The organism is Mycolicibacterium sp. XJ662 (assembly GCF_053484035.1).
The window spans coordinates 113958-133380 of the sequence record NZ_JBEFTL010000005.1; the positions used below are offsets into that span (position 1 = coordinate 113958).

18 protein-coding genes and 2 tRNA genes are annotated in these 19423 nt (G+C 67.4%); 14 read left to right on the forward strand and 6 right to left on the reverse strand.

The window, feature by feature from the left end; genetic code table 11:
* Window positions 1–51: 51 nt before the first annotated feature.
* Window positions 52–124: transfer RNA gene (locus tag ABQE93_RS16130), tRNA-Lys, on the reverse strand.
* A gap of 157 nt (window positions 125–281) precedes the next feature.
* On the opposite strand from ABQE93_RS16130, the gene ABQE93_RS16135 reads away from it, so the two are divergent.
* Window positions 282–1502, forward strand: coding sequence for a L,D-transpeptidase (locus ABQE93_RS16135; RefSeq protein WP_448408974.1), 1221 nt, complete (start codon window positions 282–284; stop codon window positions 1500–1502).
* A 46-nt stretch (window positions 1503–1548) separates the two neighbouring features.
* Here ABQE93_RS16135 and ABQE93_RS16140 read toward each other — a convergent pair.
* Together ABQE93_RS16140 and orn are read right to left on the reverse strand one after the other, a co-directional pair.
* Window positions 1549–1621: transfer RNA gene (locus ABQE93_RS16140), tRNA-His, on the reverse strand.
* A 34-nt stretch (window positions 1622–1655) separates the two neighbouring features.
* Window positions 1656–2303, reverse strand: a complete 648-nt coding sequence (gene orn / locus ABQE93_RS16145; protein ID WP_448408972.1) for an oligoribonuclease — start codon at window positions 2301–2303, stop codon at window positions 1656–1658.
* A gap of 79 nt (window positions 2304–2382) precedes the next feature.
* Here orn and ABQE93_RS16150 point away from each other — a divergent pair, with 79 nt between their 5' ends.
* Complete coding sequence (locus ABQE93_RS16150) at window positions 2383–3936, forward strand: helicase HerA-like domain-containing protein (RefSeq protein ID WP_448408970.1); 1554 nt, start codon at window positions 2383–2385, stop codon at window positions 3934–3936.
* Here the strand turns inward: ABQE93_RS16150 and cmrA are convergent.
* Complete coding sequence (gene cmrA, locus ABQE93_RS16155; protein WP_448408969.1) at window positions 3933–4739, reverse strand: mycolate reductase; 807 nt, start codon at window positions 4737–4739, stop codon at window positions 3933–3935. The genes ABQE93_RS16150 and cmrA overlap by 4 nt on opposite strands.
* Before the next feature lie 25 nt (window positions 4740–4764).
* On the opposite strand from cmrA, the gene ABQE93_RS16160 reads away from it, so the two are divergent.
* On the forward strand, window positions 4765–6090 hold the full coding sequence (locus ABQE93_RS16160) for an MFS transporter (protein ID WP_448408967.1): 1326 nt from the start codon (window positions 4765–4767) through the stop codon (window positions 6088–6090).
* Here the strand turns inward: ABQE93_RS16160 and ABQE93_RS16165 are convergent.
* Window positions 6087–6845, reverse strand: a complete 759-nt coding sequence (locus tag ABQE93_RS16165) for an MmpS family transport accessory protein (protein WP_448408965.1) — start codon at window positions 6843–6845, stop codon at window positions 6087–6089. The two genes, ABQE93_RS16160 and ABQE93_RS16165, sit on opposite strands and share 4 nt — an antisense overlap.
* Window positions 6846–7034: 189 nt before the next feature.
* Between ABQE93_RS16165 and ABQE93_RS16170 the strand changes: the two genes are divergently transcribed.
* The 3 genes from ABQE93_RS16170 to ABQE93_RS16180 all read left to right on the forward strand — a co-directional run bounded on the left by ABQE93_RS16170 (window position 7035) and on the right by ABQE93_RS16180 (window position 9378).
* Window positions 7035–8873: an alpha/beta hydrolase family protein gene (locus ABQE93_RS16170; RefSeq protein WP_448409145.1), complete on the forward strand. Its 1839-nt coding sequence runs from the start codon at window positions 7035–7037 to the stop codon at window positions 8871–8873.
* Between the two features lie 93 nt (window positions 8874–8966).
* Window positions 8967–9194 carry a hypothetical protein gene (locus ABQE93_RS16175; RefSeq protein ID WP_163903270.1) on the forward strand — a complete coding sequence of 76 codons (228 nt, stop codon included), beginning with the start codon at window positions 8967–8969 and terminating at the stop codon, window positions 9192–9194.
* A 31-nt stretch (window positions 9195–9225) separates the two neighbouring features.
* The gene (locus tag ABQE93_RS16180) at window positions 9226–9378 is read left to right on the forward strand and encodes a DUF6131 family protein (protein ID WP_448394525.1); all 153 of its coding nucleotides are present in this window, start codon (window positions 9226–9228) and stop codon (window positions 9376–9378) included.
* Window positions 9379–9446: 68 nt separating this feature from the next.
* Here the strand turns inward: ABQE93_RS16180 and ABQE93_RS16185 are convergent, their stop codons facing one another.
* Window positions 9447–10046: an SACE_7040 family transcriptional regulator gene (locus tag ABQE93_RS16185; RefSeq protein WP_448408963.1), complete on the reverse strand. Its 600-nt coding sequence runs from the start codon at window positions 10044–10046 to the stop codon at window positions 9447–9449.
* 69 nt (window positions 10047–10115) lie between these two features.
* Here ABQE93_RS16185 and ABQE93_RS16190 point away from each other — a divergent pair, with 69 nt between their 5' ends.
* From ABQE93_RS16190 to ABQE93_RS16225, 8 genes are all read left to right on the forward strand, one after another.
* Window positions 10116–11666: a carboxyl transferase domain-containing protein gene (locus tag ABQE93_RS16190; RefSeq protein WP_448408961.1), complete on the forward strand. Its 1551-nt coding sequence runs from the start codon at window positions 10116–10118 to the stop codon at window positions 11664–11666.
* Window positions 11666–13660 (forward strand): acetyl/propionyl/methylcrotonyl-CoA carboxylase subunit alpha, encoded by a 1995-nt coding sequence (locus tag ABQE93_RS16195; protein WP_448408958.1) that lies wholly within the window; start codon window positions 11666–11668, stop codon window positions 13658–13660. Before ABQE93_RS16190 ends, ABQE93_RS16195 begins: the two co-directional genes overlap by 1 nt.
* Window positions 13657–14817 (forward strand): acyl-CoA dehydrogenase family protein, encoded by a 1161-nt coding sequence (locus ABQE93_RS16200; RefSeq protein ID WP_448408957.1) that lies wholly within the window; start codon window positions 13657–13659, stop codon window positions 14815–14817. Before ABQE93_RS16195 ends, ABQE93_RS16200 begins: the two co-directional genes overlap by 4 nt.
* Window positions 14814–15302: a MaoC family dehydratase gene (locus tag ABQE93_RS16205; RefSeq protein WP_448408956.1), complete on the forward strand. Its 489-nt coding sequence runs from the start codon at window positions 14814–14816 to the stop codon at window positions 15300–15302. Before ABQE93_RS16200 ends, ABQE93_RS16205 begins: the two co-directional genes overlap by 4 nt.
* The gene (locus ABQE93_RS16210) at window positions 15303–16115 is read left to right on the forward strand and encodes an HpcH/HpaI aldolase/citrate lyase family protein (protein ID WP_448408954.1); all 813 of its coding nucleotides are present in this window, start codon (window positions 15303–15305) and stop codon (window positions 16113–16115) included.
* A gap of 101 nt (window positions 16116–16216) precedes the next feature.
* Window positions 16217–17284 carry a pyruvate dehydrogenase (acetyl-transferring) E1 component subunit alpha gene (gene pdhA / locus ABQE93_RS16215; protein WP_448408952.1) on the forward strand — a complete coding sequence of 356 codons (1068 nt, stop codon included), beginning with the start codon at window positions 16217–16219 and terminating at the stop codon, window positions 17282–17284.
* Window position 17285: 1 nt separating this feature from the next.
* Complete coding sequence (locus tag ABQE93_RS16220) at window positions 17286–18344, forward strand: alpha-ketoacid dehydrogenase subunit beta (RefSeq protein ID WP_448408951.1); 1059 nt, start codon at window positions 17286–17288, stop codon at window positions 18342–18344.
* Window positions 18341–19423, forward strand: a complete 1083-nt coding sequence (locus ABQE93_RS16225; protein ID WP_448408949.1) for a dihydrolipoamide acetyltransferase family protein — start codon at window positions 18341–18343, stop codon at window positions 19421–19423. Before ABQE93_RS16220 ends, ABQE93_RS16225 begins: the two co-directional genes overlap by 4 nt.

A 19423-nucleotide genomic window follows, 5' to 3' on the forward strand; every position in this document is an offset into this window, starting at 1 on the left:
CCCCGGCCGGCGGGGCCGCGCCATGGAGGTCGACAGATCGACCGCGGTGAGTGCGCCGTCAGGGTTTCGAACCCCGGACCCGCTGATTAAGAGTCAGCTGCTCTACCAACTGAGCTAACGGCGCGCGTGTGCGACAATAACAGGCGCTCTGGCGCTGGGTGAAATCCCGAGCGCAGACGGTCACAGGCGAGCCCGTCGAGGCGACCCGTAGTCGAATTTGCCCATACACTGTTGCTAAAGAAGCGTTGCTCGGTTGTTCCTGTTTGCGAGGTGGAAAGAGAATGTGGCAGGTCCCGACGGTGACCCGTCCGCGTCGACGTCGTGCATGGCTGACTGCCATTGCCCTTGTCCCCGTGGTCGCGTTGGGGCTGTCTGCGTGCAGCAGCACCTCCGCGCCGCCGGAGCCCCAGGTGATCGACGACAAGGGCACCCCCTTCGGGGATTTGCTCATCCCCAAGCTGGTTTCCTCGGTCAAGGACGGCGCAGTGGGGGTCAGCGTCGACGCCCCGGTGACGGTCAGCGCGGAGTCGGGCGTGCTCGGCTCGGTCACGATGGTGAACGAGAACGGCCGCACCGTGGACGGCAAGCTGAGCCAAGACGGGCTGACCTGGTCGACCTCCGAACCGCTGGGCTACAACAAGCGCTACACGCTGACCGCGGAGTCGATGGGTCTCGGTGGCGCCACCAGCAGGCAGATGACGTTCGAAACGCACTCGCCGGAGAACCTGACGATGCCCTACGTGGTGCCCAGCGATGGTGAGGTCGTGGGCGTCGGTCAGCCGGTCGCGATCCGGTTCGACGAGAACATCCCGAACCGGCTGGCCGCCCAGCGGGCGATCGAGATCAAGACCACGCCGCACGTCGACGGCGCGTTCTACTGGCTGAACAACCGCGAGGTTCGTTGGCGCCCAGCCCATTACTGGAAGCCCGGTACGACGGTTGACGTCTCGGTCAACACCTACGGGGTGGATCTGGGCGACGGGTTGTTCGGGCAGGAGAACGTCTCCACGCACTTCACGATCGGCGACGAGGTCATCTCCACGATCGACGACAACACCAAGACGATGACGGTCAAGCGCAACGGCGAGGTCATCAAGACGATGCCGGTGTCGATGGGCAAGAACAGCACGCCGACCAACAACGGCACCTACATCGTCGGCGAGAAGCGCGCGCACATGGTGATGGACTCGTCGACCTACGGTGTGCCGGTCAACTCGGCCAACGGGTACCGCACCGAGGTGGACTGGGCCACCCAGATCTCCTACAGCGGCATCTACGTGCACGCGGCGCCGTGGTCGGTGGGCAGCCAGGGCCACAGCAACGTCAGCCACGGCTGCGTCAACGTCAGCACCAGCAACGGGCAGTGGTACTACAACAACTCCAAGCGCGGTGACATCGTCGAGGTGGTCAACTCGGTCGGTTCGACGCTGCCGGGCACCGACGGCCTCGGGGACTGGAACATCCCGTGGGAGACGTGGAAGGCCGGCAACGCCAACATCTGAGCCGCAAAAAGGTCAGGGAGCGGAAATCCGCTCCCTGACCCGTCGGGGTGGCTGACGGGACTCGAACCCGCGACAGCCAGGATCACAACCTGGTGCTCTACCAACTGAACTACAGCCACCATTGCCGCGGCCGAAGCTGCGGCGCCGTCGATACTATCCGCTCGACCGCTCCGCGGCCGAATCGGTAACGTTCGAGTCGGCGCCGTTCGTTCCCAACTCTCCCGCGATTGCCGCGATTTCGCTGGTCGACGGCCCGGGCGGGGGGACGAACGCGGTGCGGCGGTAGTAGCGCAACTCACGTATCGACTCGTGGATATCGGCCAGTGCGCGGTGGGCCAGCCCCTTTTCGGGCTGGCCGAAGTAGATCCTTGGGTACCAGCGGCGGCACAATTCCTTGATGGAGCTGACGTCGATCATCCGGTAATGCAGAAACTCGTCGAGCTTGGCCATGTCGCGGGCGATGAAGCCGCGGTCGGTGGCGATCGAGTTGCCGGCCAGCGGTGCGGTCTTGGCCTGTTTGACGTGCGTGCGGATGTAGTCGAGGACCATCTCCTCCGCCGCGGCGACGTCCACGGACGAGGCCCGGACCTCCTCTATCAGCCCCGATTTGGTGTGCATCTCGGTGACCACCGGGATCATCGAGGACAACGCCTCGTCGTCGGTGTGAATGACGACGTCGAGGCCCTCGCCCAGGATATTGAGGTCGGCGTCGGTCACGAGCACCGCGATCTCGATCAGCCGGTCGGTCGCCAGATCCAGCCCCGTCATCTCACAGTCGATCCACACCAGTTCGTCGCGCACAGCACCCCTTCCCGTCGTCCCCTGTCGTTCGGGCGTGGGCGCATCGCTCGCCCAGACGATCACAGTACTGTTCTCGACCATGACGACTGAGCATCCCGCCCAGGAGATCGCCGCCGGATACGCCGTCCAGGGCCAGGCTCTGGAACTCGGCGCCGTCGTCGTGGACGGGGTCTGCGACCCGTCGGCGCAGGTCCGCATTCCGCTGGCGATGATCAACCGTCACGGGCTGGTCGCGGGCGCCACCGGCACCGGCAAGACCAAATCGCTGCAACTGATCGCCGAACAGCTCTCCGCCGCCGGCGTGCCGTGCCTAATGGCCGACGTGAAAGGCGACCTGTCGGGGCTGTCACGGCCCGGTGAGGCTGGCGACAAGATCGATCAGCGCGCCGCCGATACCGGCGACAGCTGGGCACCCACGGCGTATCCGGTGGAGTTCCTGACGCTGGGCACCGACGGCATCGGTGTGCCGGTACGGGCGACGGTCTCCAGTTTCGGGCCGATTCTGCTGTCGAAAGTGTTGGGGCTCAACAAGACCCAGGAGTCGACCCTCGGGCTGATCTTCCACTGGGCCGACCAGCAGGGCCTGCCGCTGCTGGATCTCAAGGATCTGCGGTCGGTCATCCAGTACCTCACCAGCGATGAGGGCAAGCCCCTGCTGAAGTCGCTGGGCGCGGTGTCGACGACGACGGCCGGGGTGATCCTGCGCGCTCTGGTGAACCTCGAGGCCGAGGGCGGTGACACGTTCTTCGGCGAGCCCGAGCTGGAGCCCCAGGACCTGCTGCGCTTCGATGACCAGGGCCGCGGCGTCATCACGCTGCTCGAACTCGGCAGCCAGGCCACCCGCCCGGTGATGTTCTCCACCTTCCTGATGTGGGTGCTCGCCGACCTGTTCACGTCGTTACCCGAGGTCGGCGACCTCGACAAGCCCAAGCTCGTCTTCTTCTTCGACGAAGCGCACCTGTTGTTCACCGACGCCTCCAAGGCGTTCCTCGAGCAGGTCGAGCAGACCGTCAAGCTGATCCGGTCCAAGGGTGTCGGTGTGTTCTTCTGCACCCAGCTGCCGACCGACGTCCCCAACGATGTGCTGTCCCAACTCGGCGCGCGCATCCAGCATGCGCTGCGCGCGTTCACCCCCGATGACCAGAAGGCGCTGTCCAAGACCGTGCGCACCTACCCGAAAACCGACGTGTACGACCTGGAGTCGGCGTTGACATCGCTCGGTATCGGCGAGGCGATCGTCACGGTGCTCTCGGAGAAGGGCGCGCCGACGCCGGTGGCCTGGACGCGGATGCGCGCACCGCGCTCGCTCATGGACACCATCGGCGACGACGCGATCGCCGCGGCCGCCAAGGCCAGCCCGCTGCAGGCCGAATACGGCCAGACCGTGGACCGCGACTCGGCTTATGAGCGGCTGGCCGCCAAGCTCGCGCCGGCGCCCGACGTCACCGAGGCTGCGCCCCCGGACGTGCCGGTGCCGCCGCCAATGCCCGCCCCGGTTCAGGAACCCGGCGTATTGGAGAAGGTGATGGACAGCCCCGCCTTCAAGAGCGCGATGCGCTCGGCGGGCACCGTCATCGGCCGCGAGATCACCCGCTCCATCTTCGGCACCGGCCGTCGGCGGCGCAGGCGCTAACCGCCGGCGAGTTTCTTGTACACCGCGCCGACGATCGGCGTCACGATCGCGCGCGGGCTGTACCCGCTGGCCACCGACATCGCCTTCGACGTCACGCCGGGCACCACCCGCATCTTGTTGGCCTCCAAGCCATCCAGCGACAGTTTCGCGGTGTACTCGGTGGAGATCCACAAGAAATCCGGGATAAGTTTTTCGACGAGCGACTGCTCATCCTCGGACGGAAGTGTCTCGCGCACCGGTCCCGGCGCCAGCAGCGTGACATGCACGCCGTCGCGTTTGAGCTCACCGCGCAGCGACTCGCTGAACGTGTTGACGAACGCCTTGCTCGCCGCGTAGGTCGCGTTGTTGGGGATCGGTGAATTACCCGCCGCCGAACCGGAAATCAGGATGCCGCCGGCCCGGCGCTGCGCCATCCCTGGCAGCACCGCGAGAACAAGGTCGTGCACGCCAAGCACATTCAGCTGTACCTGCGCCTTCTCGCCGGCCGGATCCAACTCGGCGACCGGACCGAACGTCGCCGTGCCCGCGTTCGCGCACAGGATCGAGATGTTGCGGGTGGCCAGCTCGTCACAGAACTCGGTGCGCGCGGTCGGATCGGCCAGGTCCACCGGGCGCACCTCGACCGTCACGCCATAGCGCTCGGTGAGCCGCTCCGCCAACGCCGTGAGCACGTCCTCGCGCCTAGCCGTGACGATGAGGTGGTGTCCGCGGGCGGCGAGCTCGACGGCCAACGCCTCACCGATGTTCTGCGATGCGCCGGTGACGACCGCCCGGGCGTCCGCGGTGGGAGCGGGTACTGGCATGGGCGGGACTATATCGTGGGCACCCATGAGCGACACCCGCCCGGCGGCGGCGCTGCCGAGCGCGGCCAAACGGCAGGTGTTCGCATGGGCGCTGTGGGACTTCGGCGCGACGGGGCTCAACGCGATCGTCGTGACCTTCGTGTTCTCGGTCTATCTGACCAATGTCGTGGGTGACGACCTTCCTGGCAGCGCCAGCCCCGCGGGCCTGCTGGGCTGGGCGCTGGGTTTCGCGGGTCTGGTGGTCGCCCTGCTCGCGCCGCTCACCGGCGTGTGGGTCGACGCGCCGTGGCGGCGCCGACGCGTGCTGGGGGTGCTCAGCGGCCTTGCGCTGCTACTCACCGCGGCGATGAGCCTGATCGGCGACGACTACCACCACCTGCTGCCCGGCCTGCTGCTGTTGGCAGGCGCCTCGGCCTGCAACGAGTTGGCGACGGTGCCCTACAACGCGATGCTGCGCCAGCTGTCCACACCGACGACGTCCGGGCAGATCTCCGGTCTGGGTCTCGGCCTTGGCTACTTCGGCAGCGTGGTCCTGCTGCTGATCGTGTACTTCGGCTTCGTCTCCGGCGACGGCGACACCCGCGGCTTGTTGAGCCTGCCGGTCGAGGACGGCCAAAACATCCGCGCCGCAATGCTGTTGACCGCCATCTGGTTCGGGCTGTTCGCCTTGCCGGTCGTCATCGCGGTGCGCAGCCCGGTGCCGCGGCCTCAAGAACCCATTGCCAGAGCGGGTTTCTTCAGCGGCTATCGCACCCTGTGGAAGGAGATCGTCAGCGAGTGGCACCGCGACCGCAACGTGGTCTACTACCTGCTGGCCAGCGCGGTGTTTCGGGACGGGCTCACCGGGATCTTCGCGTTCGGCGCGGTGCTCGGCGTCAACGTCTACGGGGTCTCGGCGGCCGACGTGCTGCTGTTCGGGGTGAGCGCCAGCGTGGTGGCGGCCGTGGGAGCGGTCGCAGGCGGCCTGCTCGACGACAGGTTCGGCGCCAAGGCCGTGATCGTCACGTCGCTGACGTCGATGATCGCCGTCGGCGCCACGCTGATGGCCCTGTCCGGGCCGTTGGCGTTCTGGATCTGCGGCTTGTTGCTGTGTCTGTTCATCGGGCCGACGCTGTCAGCCGCGCGCACGTTGCTGCTGCGGATCTCAGCCGAGGGTAAAGAGGGCGTCGCGTTCGGCCTCTACACCACGACCGGACGGGCGGTGTCGTATCTGGCGCCGTTTCTGTTCTCCACCTTCATCGCCGTGTTCGGCGCCGACCGCGCAGGGATGGCGGGGCTGCTCGTGGTGCTGCTCGCCGGCCTGCTGGGGATGCTGGCCGTACGCGTACCCCGCCACGTGCCGAGGGACTAGCCGAGCGCGGTGCAGATGGTCAGCCCCGCGCCGGTGCGCTGCTGCACCATCGCACCGTTGACGCTGATCGAGCAGGACACCTCGGGGCCGACGTTGATGATGCTGATACTGGCCGAACCCTCTGCGGGCTTGGACAATTCGACCTGTTTGCTCCAAGGCAGCAGCACGTTGAACTCGGTCTGTAACAGCCCGCCGGAGTCCACGTAGGTGATGTTGATCGCCCGGCCGGTGCCGGTGACGTCGTAGACCACCGTTTCGGTGACCCCCGGGTTGGTGGTCGTGGTCCTCGGCGGCGTGCTGGGCACCGTCGGCGGCGGAACCACGGGGACGGTGGGCCGCCGGGTGGTCGTCGGCGACGGCGCGGTGAACCTCGGCTCCTGCATCGACGGCGGGGCGACGACGGTCTCCTGCCGGGACCGGTTCACGTTCACGATGACCAGGGCGACGACCAGGCCGACGACGGTCACCACCGCCACCCCGGACAATACCCACAGCCAGCGCGGCGTGCTCGGCTCTTCCGGCGGAGGTTCGTCGGGCGGCGGGCCGGGAGGGTACTGCTGGCCGTACTGGCCGGCCGCATAGGGGTCGTAGCCGTAGGGCGAATACCCCGTCAGCTGCTCCGTGGGCGCAGGCCCGGTAGGGGCCTGGTAGGTGGGGCCATACGCCTGGCTCGCGTACGCCGGATCGGCATAGCCCGGGTAGCCGCTGCCCGGCGGTTGGGACGGGTCCGGCCCGTCGCGGCGTGAGTCGGTCATGCCCACCTCATGGCTGCGAGGGTACCTGTGCGGCCGCCCAAACCGCGCTCGTCGCGGCGCATAAGTCCCTGATCAGCCCCAAAGCCGCGCCGGTGACCTGGCACTTCCCCGGGCCGGGTCGCCGAGCGCCCCCGGCTATGGAGAATACGAGGGGTGGGGCAACAGGTACGCCGGGTCTACGGCGCGTCAATGTCGCCGGATGCGACCGCGTTCGCGCACCTTGTCGACGACGGCGGCTTTCCCCGCGCGGTGCAGCGCTTCCTGCGCGGTTGGCGGGCGACGTCCTCGCGTGACGTCGAACTGCCCGTCGAGGGCCCCGTCACCCGGGTGATGCACTCGGCCGACGGGCACTGGCTGGCGTGTGAGGTGTCCCCGGACGGCAGCACCCGCACCCAGATCTGGGTCGTGACAACTGATCCCGACGACCGCGACGCGCGGCGCATCGACTCGTGGCCTGACGGCAGCGAGGGCACCGCCGAGCTGATCAATTGGGACGGCACCCTGGTGGCGGCGATCCTGACCGGTGACGACGGCGTCGGAAGTTCCTGCCTGATCGACCCCGCCACCGGCGAAACCACCGTGCTGGACCGCCGCTCGAGCGGCCGGTTGGTCGACGCCTGGGCTGGAGTCGCGCTGGTGCGCGTCGGCCCACGTGGCTACCGGGATCTGATCATGCTGCGCGGCGGCATCGAGATGGTGCTGCTGCCATACGATCCCGGATCCACCACCGACACCGGTCTCATCCTCGACGACCACCTCCCGCGCCGGCTGCGCGCGGGCGTGGAGGGTGAGTTCACCGAGATGTACCAGCCCGCAACGCACTTGGAAGACGACGGCACCGAGGGCTATGTGCGCGCCCTCATCCGCAGCGAGAACGGTGCCGAACACGCGCGGTTGCTCGGAATCACCGCAACCCCCGACGGGGTGTCCTATCACGTGGTCGCCGAGCGGCCCGGAATCGAACTCGACGAATTCACGGTCAGCGACGACCTCTCGACCGTGGCCATGCTGTGGAACATCCACGGCGCCAGCCAATTACAGATTCTCGAACTGACCGACAACACTCTGCACGAACCGATTCCGTTGCCCGGCATGGTGGCCAGTCAGCTCAGCATCAGCGCGGGCGGTTCGATGCTGGCGTTGACGGTGGAAGGGCCGTCGCGGCCGCCCACAGTCGAGCTGGTCGACCCGCGTACCGGCGAGTGGGAACTCGTCGACCGCGAGCCCAGCCTCGGGCCGGTGAGCGCCGACCCGACGTTGGAGACCATCACCGCCCGCGACGGGCTGGAGTTCAGCGGTTGGTTGTTCCGGCCGCCCGAAGATGTCGAAACGATCGGCGCAATGCTCTTCCTGCACGGCGGGCCCGAGGGCCAAGGCCGACCCGGCTACAACGAGTTCTTTCCGGCGTTGGTGGAGGCCGGAATCGCCGTCTTCCTGCCCAACGTGCGCGGATCCGGCGGGTTCGGACGCAGTTTCATGCACGCCGACGACAAGGAACGCCGGTTCGCGGCCATCGACGACGTCGCCGACTCCGTGAACTTTCTGGCCGAGCACAACTACGCGCCGGCAGACCGCATCGCCTGCTGCGGATGGTCCTACGGCGGCTATCTCACCCAGGCCGCGCTCACGTTTCACCCGGACCTGTTCGCGGCGGGCATCAGCATCTGCGGGATGAGCGATCTGAACACCTGGTATCGCAGCACCGAACCGTGGATTGCCGCGGCGGCTTATCCGAAGTACGGCCACCCCGTTGGCGACCGGGAGCTGCTGGCCCGGCTTTCACCCCTGCAGCGGGTGAGGGACCTGACTGCCCCGCTGCTGCTCGTGCACGGTGCAAACGACACCAACGTGCCGCCCGCGGAATCGCAGCAGATGTACGACGCGCTAAAGGGGCTCGGCCGCACCGTGGAATACCTGGTGTTCGACGACGACGGCCACGAGATCGACCGGCGGGAGAACCGCGCCGTGCTGCTCAAGGCGATGAGCGAGTGGCTGTTCGCAGCGTTTTCGCCGACGGCACCGCGTTGACGTATTAGCTGTGCTTCGGAGGTTTATCACGATCACCGCGAGGGTAATTCACAGCTACGTCAATGGCGGTGTCCACAAGGACGGAGGCTCGGTATGCGAGGAGTTATCGGCGTCGTAGTTCTGATTTGGTTGCTGATCGGGGTTTTGGCCGCCTATCAACGCGGTTACTTTCAGACCGGCGACGCAAACTGCGCCACGGCGGCCCGAGTGGCATTGACGGTTCTGGTCGGGCCGCTCAACTACGCGGGCGTGAACCCGAAAGTTGATTGCAACATCCCGGAGCCCAGTGCGTCTGGGCTCTACCCGAAAGCCGTTGCCTGACAGTAGCGGCTACTAACAAAGGAGTGGCGTGATGATTGTGCTCGGAATCATCCTTGCGGTGTTGGGATACTTCCTGTGGACGCCGTTGATGTACATCGGCATCGCGTTGATCGTCATCGGCGCGGTCTTCTGGTTGCTGGGAAGTATGGGGCGTCCGGTCGGCGGCCGGCGTGCCTGGTATTGACCCCACCGACTTCTGCGGCGGTCACCCGATTTCCGGGTGGCCGCCGTTGTCGTTTGCGCGACGACCGGCTAGGACAACGCCGCCATGGTCATCGCCCGCAGTACCGCGCGCGAGCGTGATGGCTCGATCCCGTTGGCGCCGTGAGCTTTCAGCGCATGCGGAGTGGAGTTCATCAAGCCGAACGCCGCATGGGCCATCAGCCGCGCCTCCTTCTCCATGACGCCGCGGTGCAGTAGTTGACGCACCCAGATCTCCACATACTGACGCTGGGCCTTGCGGACCTGACGCTTCGCAGGAGCGGGTAGATGTGCCAGATCGCGGTCCTGGATACGGATCAGGTCCGGTTCGCCCAGCGCAAAGTCCAGGTGGAAGTCGACCAGGCCGTCCAGCGCCTCCTCCGGGTCGCCCGCCTGTTCGACGACCGCTTCCGCGCCCGCCAGCAGTCGCGTGCTGATACCCACCAGCAGTTCGACCAGCAGCGCTTCCTTGTTCGGGAAGTGTCGGTAGATCGCCGGTCCGCTGACGCCGGCAGCCGCCCCGATGTCTTCGAGGCGCACCGCGAGATAGCCGCGGTCGGCGATCAGCCGCTCAGCGGCCGCCAGCAACTTCCCGCGGCGGTCGGACTTGCGTCGACTGCGGGGTGTTTCAAGGCGCGCGACGGTAGACATTTCGGTTAATGATAACTAACATCCACCTCGGTTAGTCGCCATTAACTCAACTGAAACGGGTTTCTTTCGATGGCAACGCGGGTTTCACATCGCGAGAAGCATGTCGAGCTCGTCGAGCAGCTGCGGGCCAAGTTGGCCGCCGCGGCACTCGGCGGTTCCGAACGTGCCCGCGAACGACATGTCAGCCGCGGCAAACTGCTGCCGCGCGACCGGGTCGACGGGCTGCTCGACCCGGGTAGCCCCTTCCTCGAGGTGGCGGCGCTGGCCGCCGACGGCATGTACGACGACGAGTGCCCGGGCGCGGGCATGATTGCCGGCGTCGGGCGCGTGTCCGGGCGCGAGTGCATGATCGTGGCCAACGACGCCACCGTGAAGGGCGGCACCTACTATCCGGTCACCGTCAAGAAGCACCTGCGCGCTCAGGAGATCGCCGCGCAGAACCGGCTGCCGTGCATCTACCTCGTCGACTCCGGCGGCGCGTTCCTGCCGCGCCAGGACGAGGTGTTCCCCGACCGTGACCACTTCGGCCGCATCTTCTACAACCAGGCCACGTTGAGCGCGAAAGGCATCGCGCAGATCGCCGCGGTGCTCGGCTCATGCACCGCGGGCGGCGCCTACGTGCCTGCGATGAGCGACGAAGCCGTCATCGTGCGCAACCAGGGCACGATCTTCCTGGGCGGCCCACCGCTGGTGAAGGCCGCCACCGGCGAGGTGGTGACCGCAGAAGAACTCGGCGGCGGTGACCTGCACTCCAAAACCTCCGGCGTGACCGACCATTTGGCACATGACGACCGCGATGCGCTGCGCGTCGTGCGGCGCATCGTGGCAACGTTGGGTCCGCGTGCCGAACCGCCGTGGGACGTCGCGCCGACGGTCGAGCCGGTGGCCGATCAGACCGAGCTCTACGACGTCGTTCCCGTCGACTCACGTGTTCCCTACGACGTGCACGAGGTGATCACCCGCATCGTCGACGGGGGAGAGTTCTCCGAGTTCAAGGCCGAGTACGGCAGCACGTTGGTCACCGGCTTCGCCCGCATCCACGGCCATCCCGTCGGGATCATCGCCAACAACGGTGTGCTGTTCAGTGAATCCGCATTGAAGGGCGCGCATTTCATCGAGCTGTGTGACAAGCGCGTCATCCCGCTGCTGTTCCTGCAGAACATCTCCGGCTTCATGGTGGGCCGCGACTACGAGGCGGGCGGTATCGCCAAACACGGCGCCAAGATGGTCACCGCGGTCGCATGCGCCCGCGTGCCCAAGCTGACGGTGGTCATCGGCGGGTCCTACGGCGCGGGTAACTACTCGATGTGCGGTCGGGCCTACTCGCCGCGGTTCCTGTGGATGTGGCCCAACGCCCGGATCTCGGTAATGGGCGGCGAACAGGCCGCGTCGGTGCTGGCGACGGTGCGCGGCGAGATGACCCCCGAAGAGGAGGAGAACTTCAAGGCCCCCATCCGCCAGCAGTACGAGGACCAGGGCAACCCCTACTACTCGACGGCGCGGCTGTGGGACGATGGGGTCATCGATCCCGCCGACACCAGAACGGTGCTGGGCCTGGCGCTTTCAATCGCCGGGCAAGCCCCGCTCGACCCGGTTTCCTACGGCGTATTCCGGATGTGATGAACGTGGCTGCTTTTCACACAGTGCTGGTCGCCAACCGCGGTGAGATCGCGGTGCGGGTCATCCGCACGCTGCGCGCGATGGGAATCCGGTCGGTCGCGGTCTTCAGCGACGCCGATGCCGGCGCACGCCACGTCACCGAGGCCGACACCGCCGTGCACATCGGCCCGGCGGCCGCGCGCGACAGCTACCTCAACATCGACGCCGTCATCGCCGCGGCCAAGCGCACCGGCGCTCAGGCGATCCACCCTGGCTACGGATTCCTCTCGGAGAACGCACAATTCGCGGCTGCACTGCAGGACGCCGGCATCGTGTTCATCGGGCCGCCCGTCGCCGCGATCCAGACCATGGGCGACAAGATCGCGGCCAAGGCCGCGGTCTCGGCGTTCGGTGTCCCCGTTGTGCCGGGAATTTCGCGACCCGGCCTGACCGACGCGGACCTGATCGCCGGCGCCGAGGACGTCGGATATCCGGTTCTGGTCAAACCGTCGGCCGGCGGCGGCGGCAAGGGTATGCGCGTCGTGCAGGAGTCCGCGGCGCTGCCCGCCGCGCTGACCAGCGCACGGCGCGAGGCCGGCGCCGCATTCGGCGACGACACCCTGTTCCTCGAACGCTACGTGCTCAACCCGCGCCACATCGAGGTGCAGGTGCTCGCCGACGGATACGGCAACGTGGTGCACCTCGGCGAACGCGAATGCAGCCTGCAACGGCGGCACCAGAAGGTCATCGAAGAGGCGCCGTCCCCGCTGCTCGACGCCGCGACCCGGACGCGCATCGGCGCGGCCGCCTGCGACACCGCACGCAGCGTGGACTACACCGGCGCGGGCACGGTGGAGTTCATCGTGTCCGCCGACCGGCCCGACGAGTTCTTCTTCATGGAGATGAACACTCGCCTGCAGGTCGAACATCCGGTGACCGAACTGATCACCGGCATCGACCTCGTCGAACAACAGGTGCGCATCGCCGCAGGCGAGAAGCTGCCGATCGCCCAGGACGACATCAACCTCACCGGCCACGCCATCGAGGCACGGGTGTACGCAGAAGACCCGGGCCGCGGCTTCCTGCCGACCGGCGGCGACGTACTCGACCTCGCCGAACCGCGCGGCCCCGACATCCGGGTGGACTCCGGGTTGACCCGCGGCACGGTCATCGGCAGCGACTACGACCCCATGTTGGCCAAGGTGATCGCCCACGGCACCGACCGGTCCGACGCCATCCGCGCGCTCGACGCGGCGCTGGCCGATACCGCGGTGCTCGGGGTGACCACCAACATCGAGTTCCTGCGGTTTCTGCTGGCCGACGCCGACGTCGCAGCGGGCCGCCTCGACACCGGGTTGCTCGACCGCCGTGCGCCCGATTTCCAACCCGCTCCACCCGGTGACGACGCGTTGATCGCCGCCGCGGCCTACAAGTGGCTGCGCGGCTGGGACAGTGCGGCGGCCGACCTGTGGGCGATGCCGTCGGGCTGGCGGATCGGAGAACCGGCGCCGACGACGTTTCGGCTGAACTCCGGTGAGCGCACCGACCACGTATATCTCACCGGCGCCCCCTCGGCCGCCCGCGCCACCGTCGAACACGGCGAAACCCATTCGCTGACAGCGTCGTTGGCCGGTGAGCGGCTGACGATCACGCTCGACGGGCTGCGCACCGACTACCTCGTCGCCGCCACCGACGGTCAGATCTGGCTGTCCGGCGCCGGCCGCACCGCGGTGGTCGAAGAGCTCCGCGAAGCGCCGGTGCGCGCCGACGACGAACTGTCCGGAGACGCCGAGCTGACCAGCCCGATGCCGGGATCCGTTGTTGCCGTGGGTGTCTCGGACGGGCAGCCGGTCGAAGCGGGCACCGTCGTCGTCACCGTCGAGGCGATGAAGATGGAACACGCGCTGACCGCGCCGGTCGACGGTGTGGTGGAACTAATCGCCGCCGCGGGCGATCAGGTGAAGGTGGGCCAGGTTCTGGCCCGGATAACGGCAGGCAAGGAGCCGCAATCATGACCGACTTTCTGGCCACGGGCACACTGCCCGATCACTACGCGCAACTGGCCAAGACCGTGCGCGACTTCGCACAGTCTGTGGTGGCGCCGGTCTCGGCGAAACACGATGAGGAGCACTCGTTTCCCTACGAAGTCGTCGCGGGCATGGCCGACATGGGATTGTTCGGTCTGCCGTTCCCCGAGGAGTACGGCGGTATGGGTGGCGACTACTTCGCGCTGTGCCTGGCGCTCGAGGAACTCGGCAAGGTCGACCAGAGCGTGGCGATCACGCTCGAGGCCGGGGTGTCGCTGGGCGCGATGCCCGTCTACCGGTTCGGCACCGACGCCCAGAAGCAGGAGTGGCTACCGCTGCTGGCCAGCGGCAAAGCCCTCGGCGCGTTCGGTCTCACCGAGCCCGGCGGCGGCAGCGACGCCGGCGCGACCAAGACCACCGCCAAGCTCGATGACGGCAACTGGGTGATCAACGGCAGCAAGCAGTTCATCACCAACTCCGGAACCGACATCACCAAGCTCGTCACGGTCACCGCGGTCACCGGGGAGACCGACGGTAAAAAGGAGATCTCCTCGATCCTGGTGCCCGTTCCGACAACGGGTTTCACGGTCGAACCGGCCTACAACAAGGTGGGGTGGAACGCATCGGACACCCACCCGCTCAGCTTCGACGATGTGCGGGTGCCCGAGGAGAACCTGCTCGGCGAGCGGGGCCGCGGCTACGCGAACTTCCTGCGCATCCTCGACGAGGGCCGCATCGCGATCGCGGCGCTGTCGGTGGGTGCCGCGCAGGGCTGCGTCGACGAAAGCGTCAAGTACTCCAAGGAACGCGAGGCGTTCGGCCGCCTGATCGGCGCCAACCAGGCGATCGCGTTCAAGATCGCGCGGATGGAAGCGCGGGCGCACACCGCGCGCACGGCGTACTACGACGCGGCGGCGATGATGCTGTCGGGCAAGCCGTTCAAGAAGGCCGCGGCCATCGCCAAGATGGTGGCCAGCGAGGCCGCGATGGACAACGCCCGCGACGCCACCCAGATCTTCGGCGGCTACGGGTTCATGAACGAGTACCCGGTGGCCCGGCATTACCGCGACAGTAAGATCCTCGAAATCGGTGAGGGCACAACGGAAGTGCAGCTGATGCTGATCGGGCGGGAGCTGGGCTTGTGAGCGAGAAGCGCATAGTGGTCCAGCGTGGGCTGTGGTACGAGGAGTTGGAGACCGGTGTGCGCTACCAGCACGCGCCGGGCCGGACCATCACCGAGGCCGACAACGTGCTGTTCACCACCGTGACCATGAACACCCAAGCGTTGCACCTCGACGCCGCCTGGTCGGACGCTCAGCCGCCCTTCAACGCCCGACTGGTCAACTCGATGTTCACGCTGGCCACCCTGGTCGGGCTGTCGGTCACCCAGATGACCCAGGGCACCACCGTCGGCAACCTCGGCTTCTCCGATATCGCGTTCCCCAAGCCGATGTTCCACGGCGACACGCTGTACGCCGAGACCGTCGTCACCGAGAAGCGCGAATCCAAGAGCCGCCCCGGCGAGGGCATCGTCACTTTCGTGCACACCGGCCGCAATCAGCACGGCGACATCGTCGCCACCGCCACCCGCAAGGCGTTGATGCGCAAGAAGCCCAGCGAGGAGAGCTAAGTGCCCCTGGACAACGCCGGCCCGGCCTGGATCTTCTGCCCGGCGGACCGACCGGAACGCTTCGAAAAGGCCGCTGCAGCAGCCGATATCGTCATTCTGGACCTCGAGGACGGGGCGGGGGACAAGCCCGCGGCGCGGGAGGCGATCGTCGACACCCCGCTGGACCCCAATCGCACCGTCATCCGGATCAACCCGGCTGACACCGAGGAGCAGCGGCGGGATCTCGAAGCGCTGCAACGTACCCCGTACACCACGGTGATGCTGCCCAAGTGTGAATCGGCCGAGCAGATCACCGCGCTGGCACCGCTGGAGGTGGTGTTCATCGTGGAGAGCCCGTTGGGTGCACTCAAGATCGCTGAGTGCGCCGCCGCGGCCAACACCATCGGTGTCTTCTGGGGAGCCGAGGATCTGTTCGGTTTTCTTGGCGGCACCGCCAACCGCTACCCCGACGGCAGTTACCGCGAGGTTGCCCAGCACATTCGGTCGCAGTCGCTGCTGGCCGCCAAGGCCTACGGCAGGCTCGCGGTCGACTCGGTCTACATCGACATCAAGGACCTCGAGGGACTGCGCCGCGAGGTCGACGACGCCGTCGCGGTCGGTTTCGACGTCAAGGTGGCACTGCATCCCACCCAGGTCGCGGTGATCCGGGACGGCTACGCGCCGTCAGAAGAGCAGGTGCAGTGGGCGCGACACGTGCTGGCCGCAGCAACCGATCAACGCGGTGCTTTCGCTTTCGAGGGCATAATGGTGGATGCCCCAGTGCTGCGGCGAGCAGAGCGCATCGTCGCGTTGGCGCCACACCCCGGCAGCTGACGGACGGGCCTCCAACCAGGGGTTTTGCTCTGACCGCCTCAACGCTGAGCACCTCAGTCGCCTGACGGCGCGATCCGCCGTCAGTGACTCTAGGAGGCGGTATGGCTGGTTTGTCGGAGTTGGTCCAACTCGTGGCGCCCGACGGCACACCGACGGCCGAGACCCGATACCGCCGAGATCTGCCGCCCGAGACGCTGTCTTGGCTTTACGAGTCGATGGTCGCCACCCGCGAACTCGACGTCGAGTTCGTCAACCTGCAACGCCAGGGCGAACTGGCGCTGTTCGCGTCGTGCCGCGGCCAGGAAGCCGCGCAGATCGGCGCGACGGCATGCCTGCATAAGACCGACTGGCTCTTTCCGCAATACCGCGAGATCGGCGCGTTCCTGCTGCGCGGCATCAGCCCCGCACAGATGGCCGCCGTGTGGCGCGGAAGGTGGCACGGCGGACTCGGTTTCACCGACAAGTGCGTCGCCCCCATCTCCATCCCGATCGGCACGCAGCCACTGCACGCCGTCGGCGCCGCGATGGCCGCGCAACGGCTGGGCGAGGATTCGGTCACGTTGGCGTTTCTCGGTGACGGCGCGACCAGCACCGGCGACACGCACGAGGCGCTGAATTTCGCGGCGGTGTTCCAGGCGCCGTGCGTGTTCGTCGTGCAGAACAACCAGTGGGCGATCTCGGTACCGGTCGAACGCCAGACCGCCGCGCCGTCGATCGCGCACCGCGCCATCGGCTATGGCATGCCGGGCATCCGCGTCGACGGTAACGACGTGCTGGCCTGTTTCGCGGTGGTGGCCGAGGCCGCCGCGCGCGCCCGCGACGGCGGGGGACCGACGCTGGTCGAGGCGCTGACGTACCGCATGTGCCCGCACACCACCTCCGACGACCCCACCCGATACCGGGATCCCGACGAGTTAGCGCACTGGGCCACAAAGGATCCGATCGAGCGCTACCGCACGTACCTGCGCGAGGAAGGTGTATGGACCGGCCGGCTCGAAGAACGCGTCGTGGCCAAGGCGAAACGGTTGCGGGCCGAACTGCGTGACTCCGTCGTCGGCGCAGACGATTTCGACGTCGGCGACGTCTTCGACACCGTCTATTCCGACATCACCCCGGACCTGCAGGACCAGCGGCGAACTCTATTGGCTGAGCTGGCCCGGGAGGTGTGACATGACGCAGATCATCGAACGGCCCGCAGCGCACGGCGAGGACGAGCCTCGCCGGCCGTTGCTGACCCCGGTGCCCGTGGCGCCGACGCTGACGATGGTGCAGGCGATCAACCGGGCGCTGCACGACGCGCTGGCCGCCGATGAGCGGGTGCTGGTGTTCGGCGAGGACGTCGCGACGCTCGGCGGGGTGTTCCGCGTCACCGATGGGCTGGCCCAAAACTTCGGAACGCAACGGTGTTTCGATACCCCGCTGGCGGAATCGGCGATCGTCGGCATCGCGGTCGGCATGGCGATCCGCGGCCTGGTACCGGTGCCGGAGATCCAGTTCGACGGGTTCGCCGCCCCCGCGTTCGATCAGATCGTCAGCCACTTGGCGAAGTACCGGATGCGTACCCGCGGCGACGTCGCCATGCCGGTGACGATCCGCATCCCGTCGTTCGGCGGGATCGGCGCTGTCGAACATCATTCCGAGTCGACCGAGACCTACTGGCTGCACACCGCCGGGCTCAAAGTGGTGGTGCCGTCGACGCCGTCTGACGCGTATTGGCTGCTGCGCCAGGCGATCGAGACCCCCGACCCCGTCGTATACCTCGAACCCAAACGGCGGTACTGGACGCGCGAACCCGTCGACACCGCCGTGCCCGGCCTGCCGATCGGCCGCGCGGCGGTGCGGCGCAGCGGCGACGACGCCACCGTCATCACCTACGGGCCACTGGTCGCCACCGCGATGAGCGCGGCCGAACTGGCTGCTGAACAACGGGGTTGGAGCATCGAGGTGATCGATCTGCGGTCGCTGAACCCGCTGGACTTCGACACGGTGGCCGACTCGGTGCGGCGTACCGGCCGCGCGGTGGTGATACATGAGGGTCCGCGCACGCTGGGCTTCGGCGCCGAGCTTTCCGCGCGGCTGCAAGAGGAGCTGTTCTACGACCTGGAAGCGCCGGTGTTGCGCGCCACCGGCTTTGACACACCGTATCCGCCTGCCCGGCTGGAGAAGCTGTGGCTGCCCGGCGTCGACCGGTTACTCGACTGCATCGAACGCACACTGGAGCAGCCATGACCGTGCAGGAGTTCCTGGTTCCCGACCTCGGCGAGGGCCTCGAAGACGCGACGATCACCGGATGGGCCGTCGCCGTCGGCGACGACGTCGAACTGAACCAGACGCTGTGCACCGTGGAGACCAACAAGGCCGAGGTCGAGATCCCGAGCCCGTACGCGGGCCGCATCGTCGAACTCGGTGGCGCCGAAGGCGATACGCTCGACGTCGGCGCAGTGTTGTTGCGTATCGAAACAGAGGCCAAGCGCAAACCGGTGCTGGTCGGCTACGGCGCCGACGATGACCTGGACAGCAGCAGCCGCCGGCCCCGCGCCAAACCGTCTGTGCGCAAGCTGGCCGCCGAATCCGGCGTCGACCTGAACGCCCTGACTCCCAGCGGATCCGACGGCGTCATCACGCGCGACGACGTGCTGGCCGCCGCGGACACCGTGACGGTGCACGGCGTCCACGCCGCGATGGCACAGCGAATGACGTTGTCGCGCAGGGAGATACCGGATGCGCACGCCGGTGTGGAGGTCGACGGCAGCCGGCTGACCGGGCTGCCCGTCTCACCGTTCGTGCTGACGCTGCGACTGTTGACGATCGCGTTGCGTCACCACCGCAACCTCAATGCCACCTGGGTCGACACGGCCGACGGCCCACGGGTGCACCTGCACACCGCGGTGCATCTGGGCTTCGCCGTGGCCACCGAGCGCGGGCTGCTGGTGCCGGTGGTCCGCAATGCGCAGGACAAGACGACGCGGGAACTGGCTGCCGTGGTGGACGAGTTGATCGACAACGCCCGCGCGGGCACGCTGCGCCCGGCAGACCTGCAGGGGTCGACGTTCACGGTGTCCAACTTCGGCGCGCTGGGTCTGGACGACGGCGTGCCGGTCATCAACTACCCGGAGGCGGCCATCCTCGGGATGGGATCGCTGCGGCCGCGGCCGGTCGTCGTCGACGGTGAGGTCGTCGCGCGCCCGACGATGAAGCTCACCTGCGCGTTCGATCACCGCGTCGCCGACGGCGCCCAGGTCGCGGCGTTCCTCAACGAACTGCGCGACCTCGTCGAATCACCGGAACGGGCGCTGCTCGACCTCTAG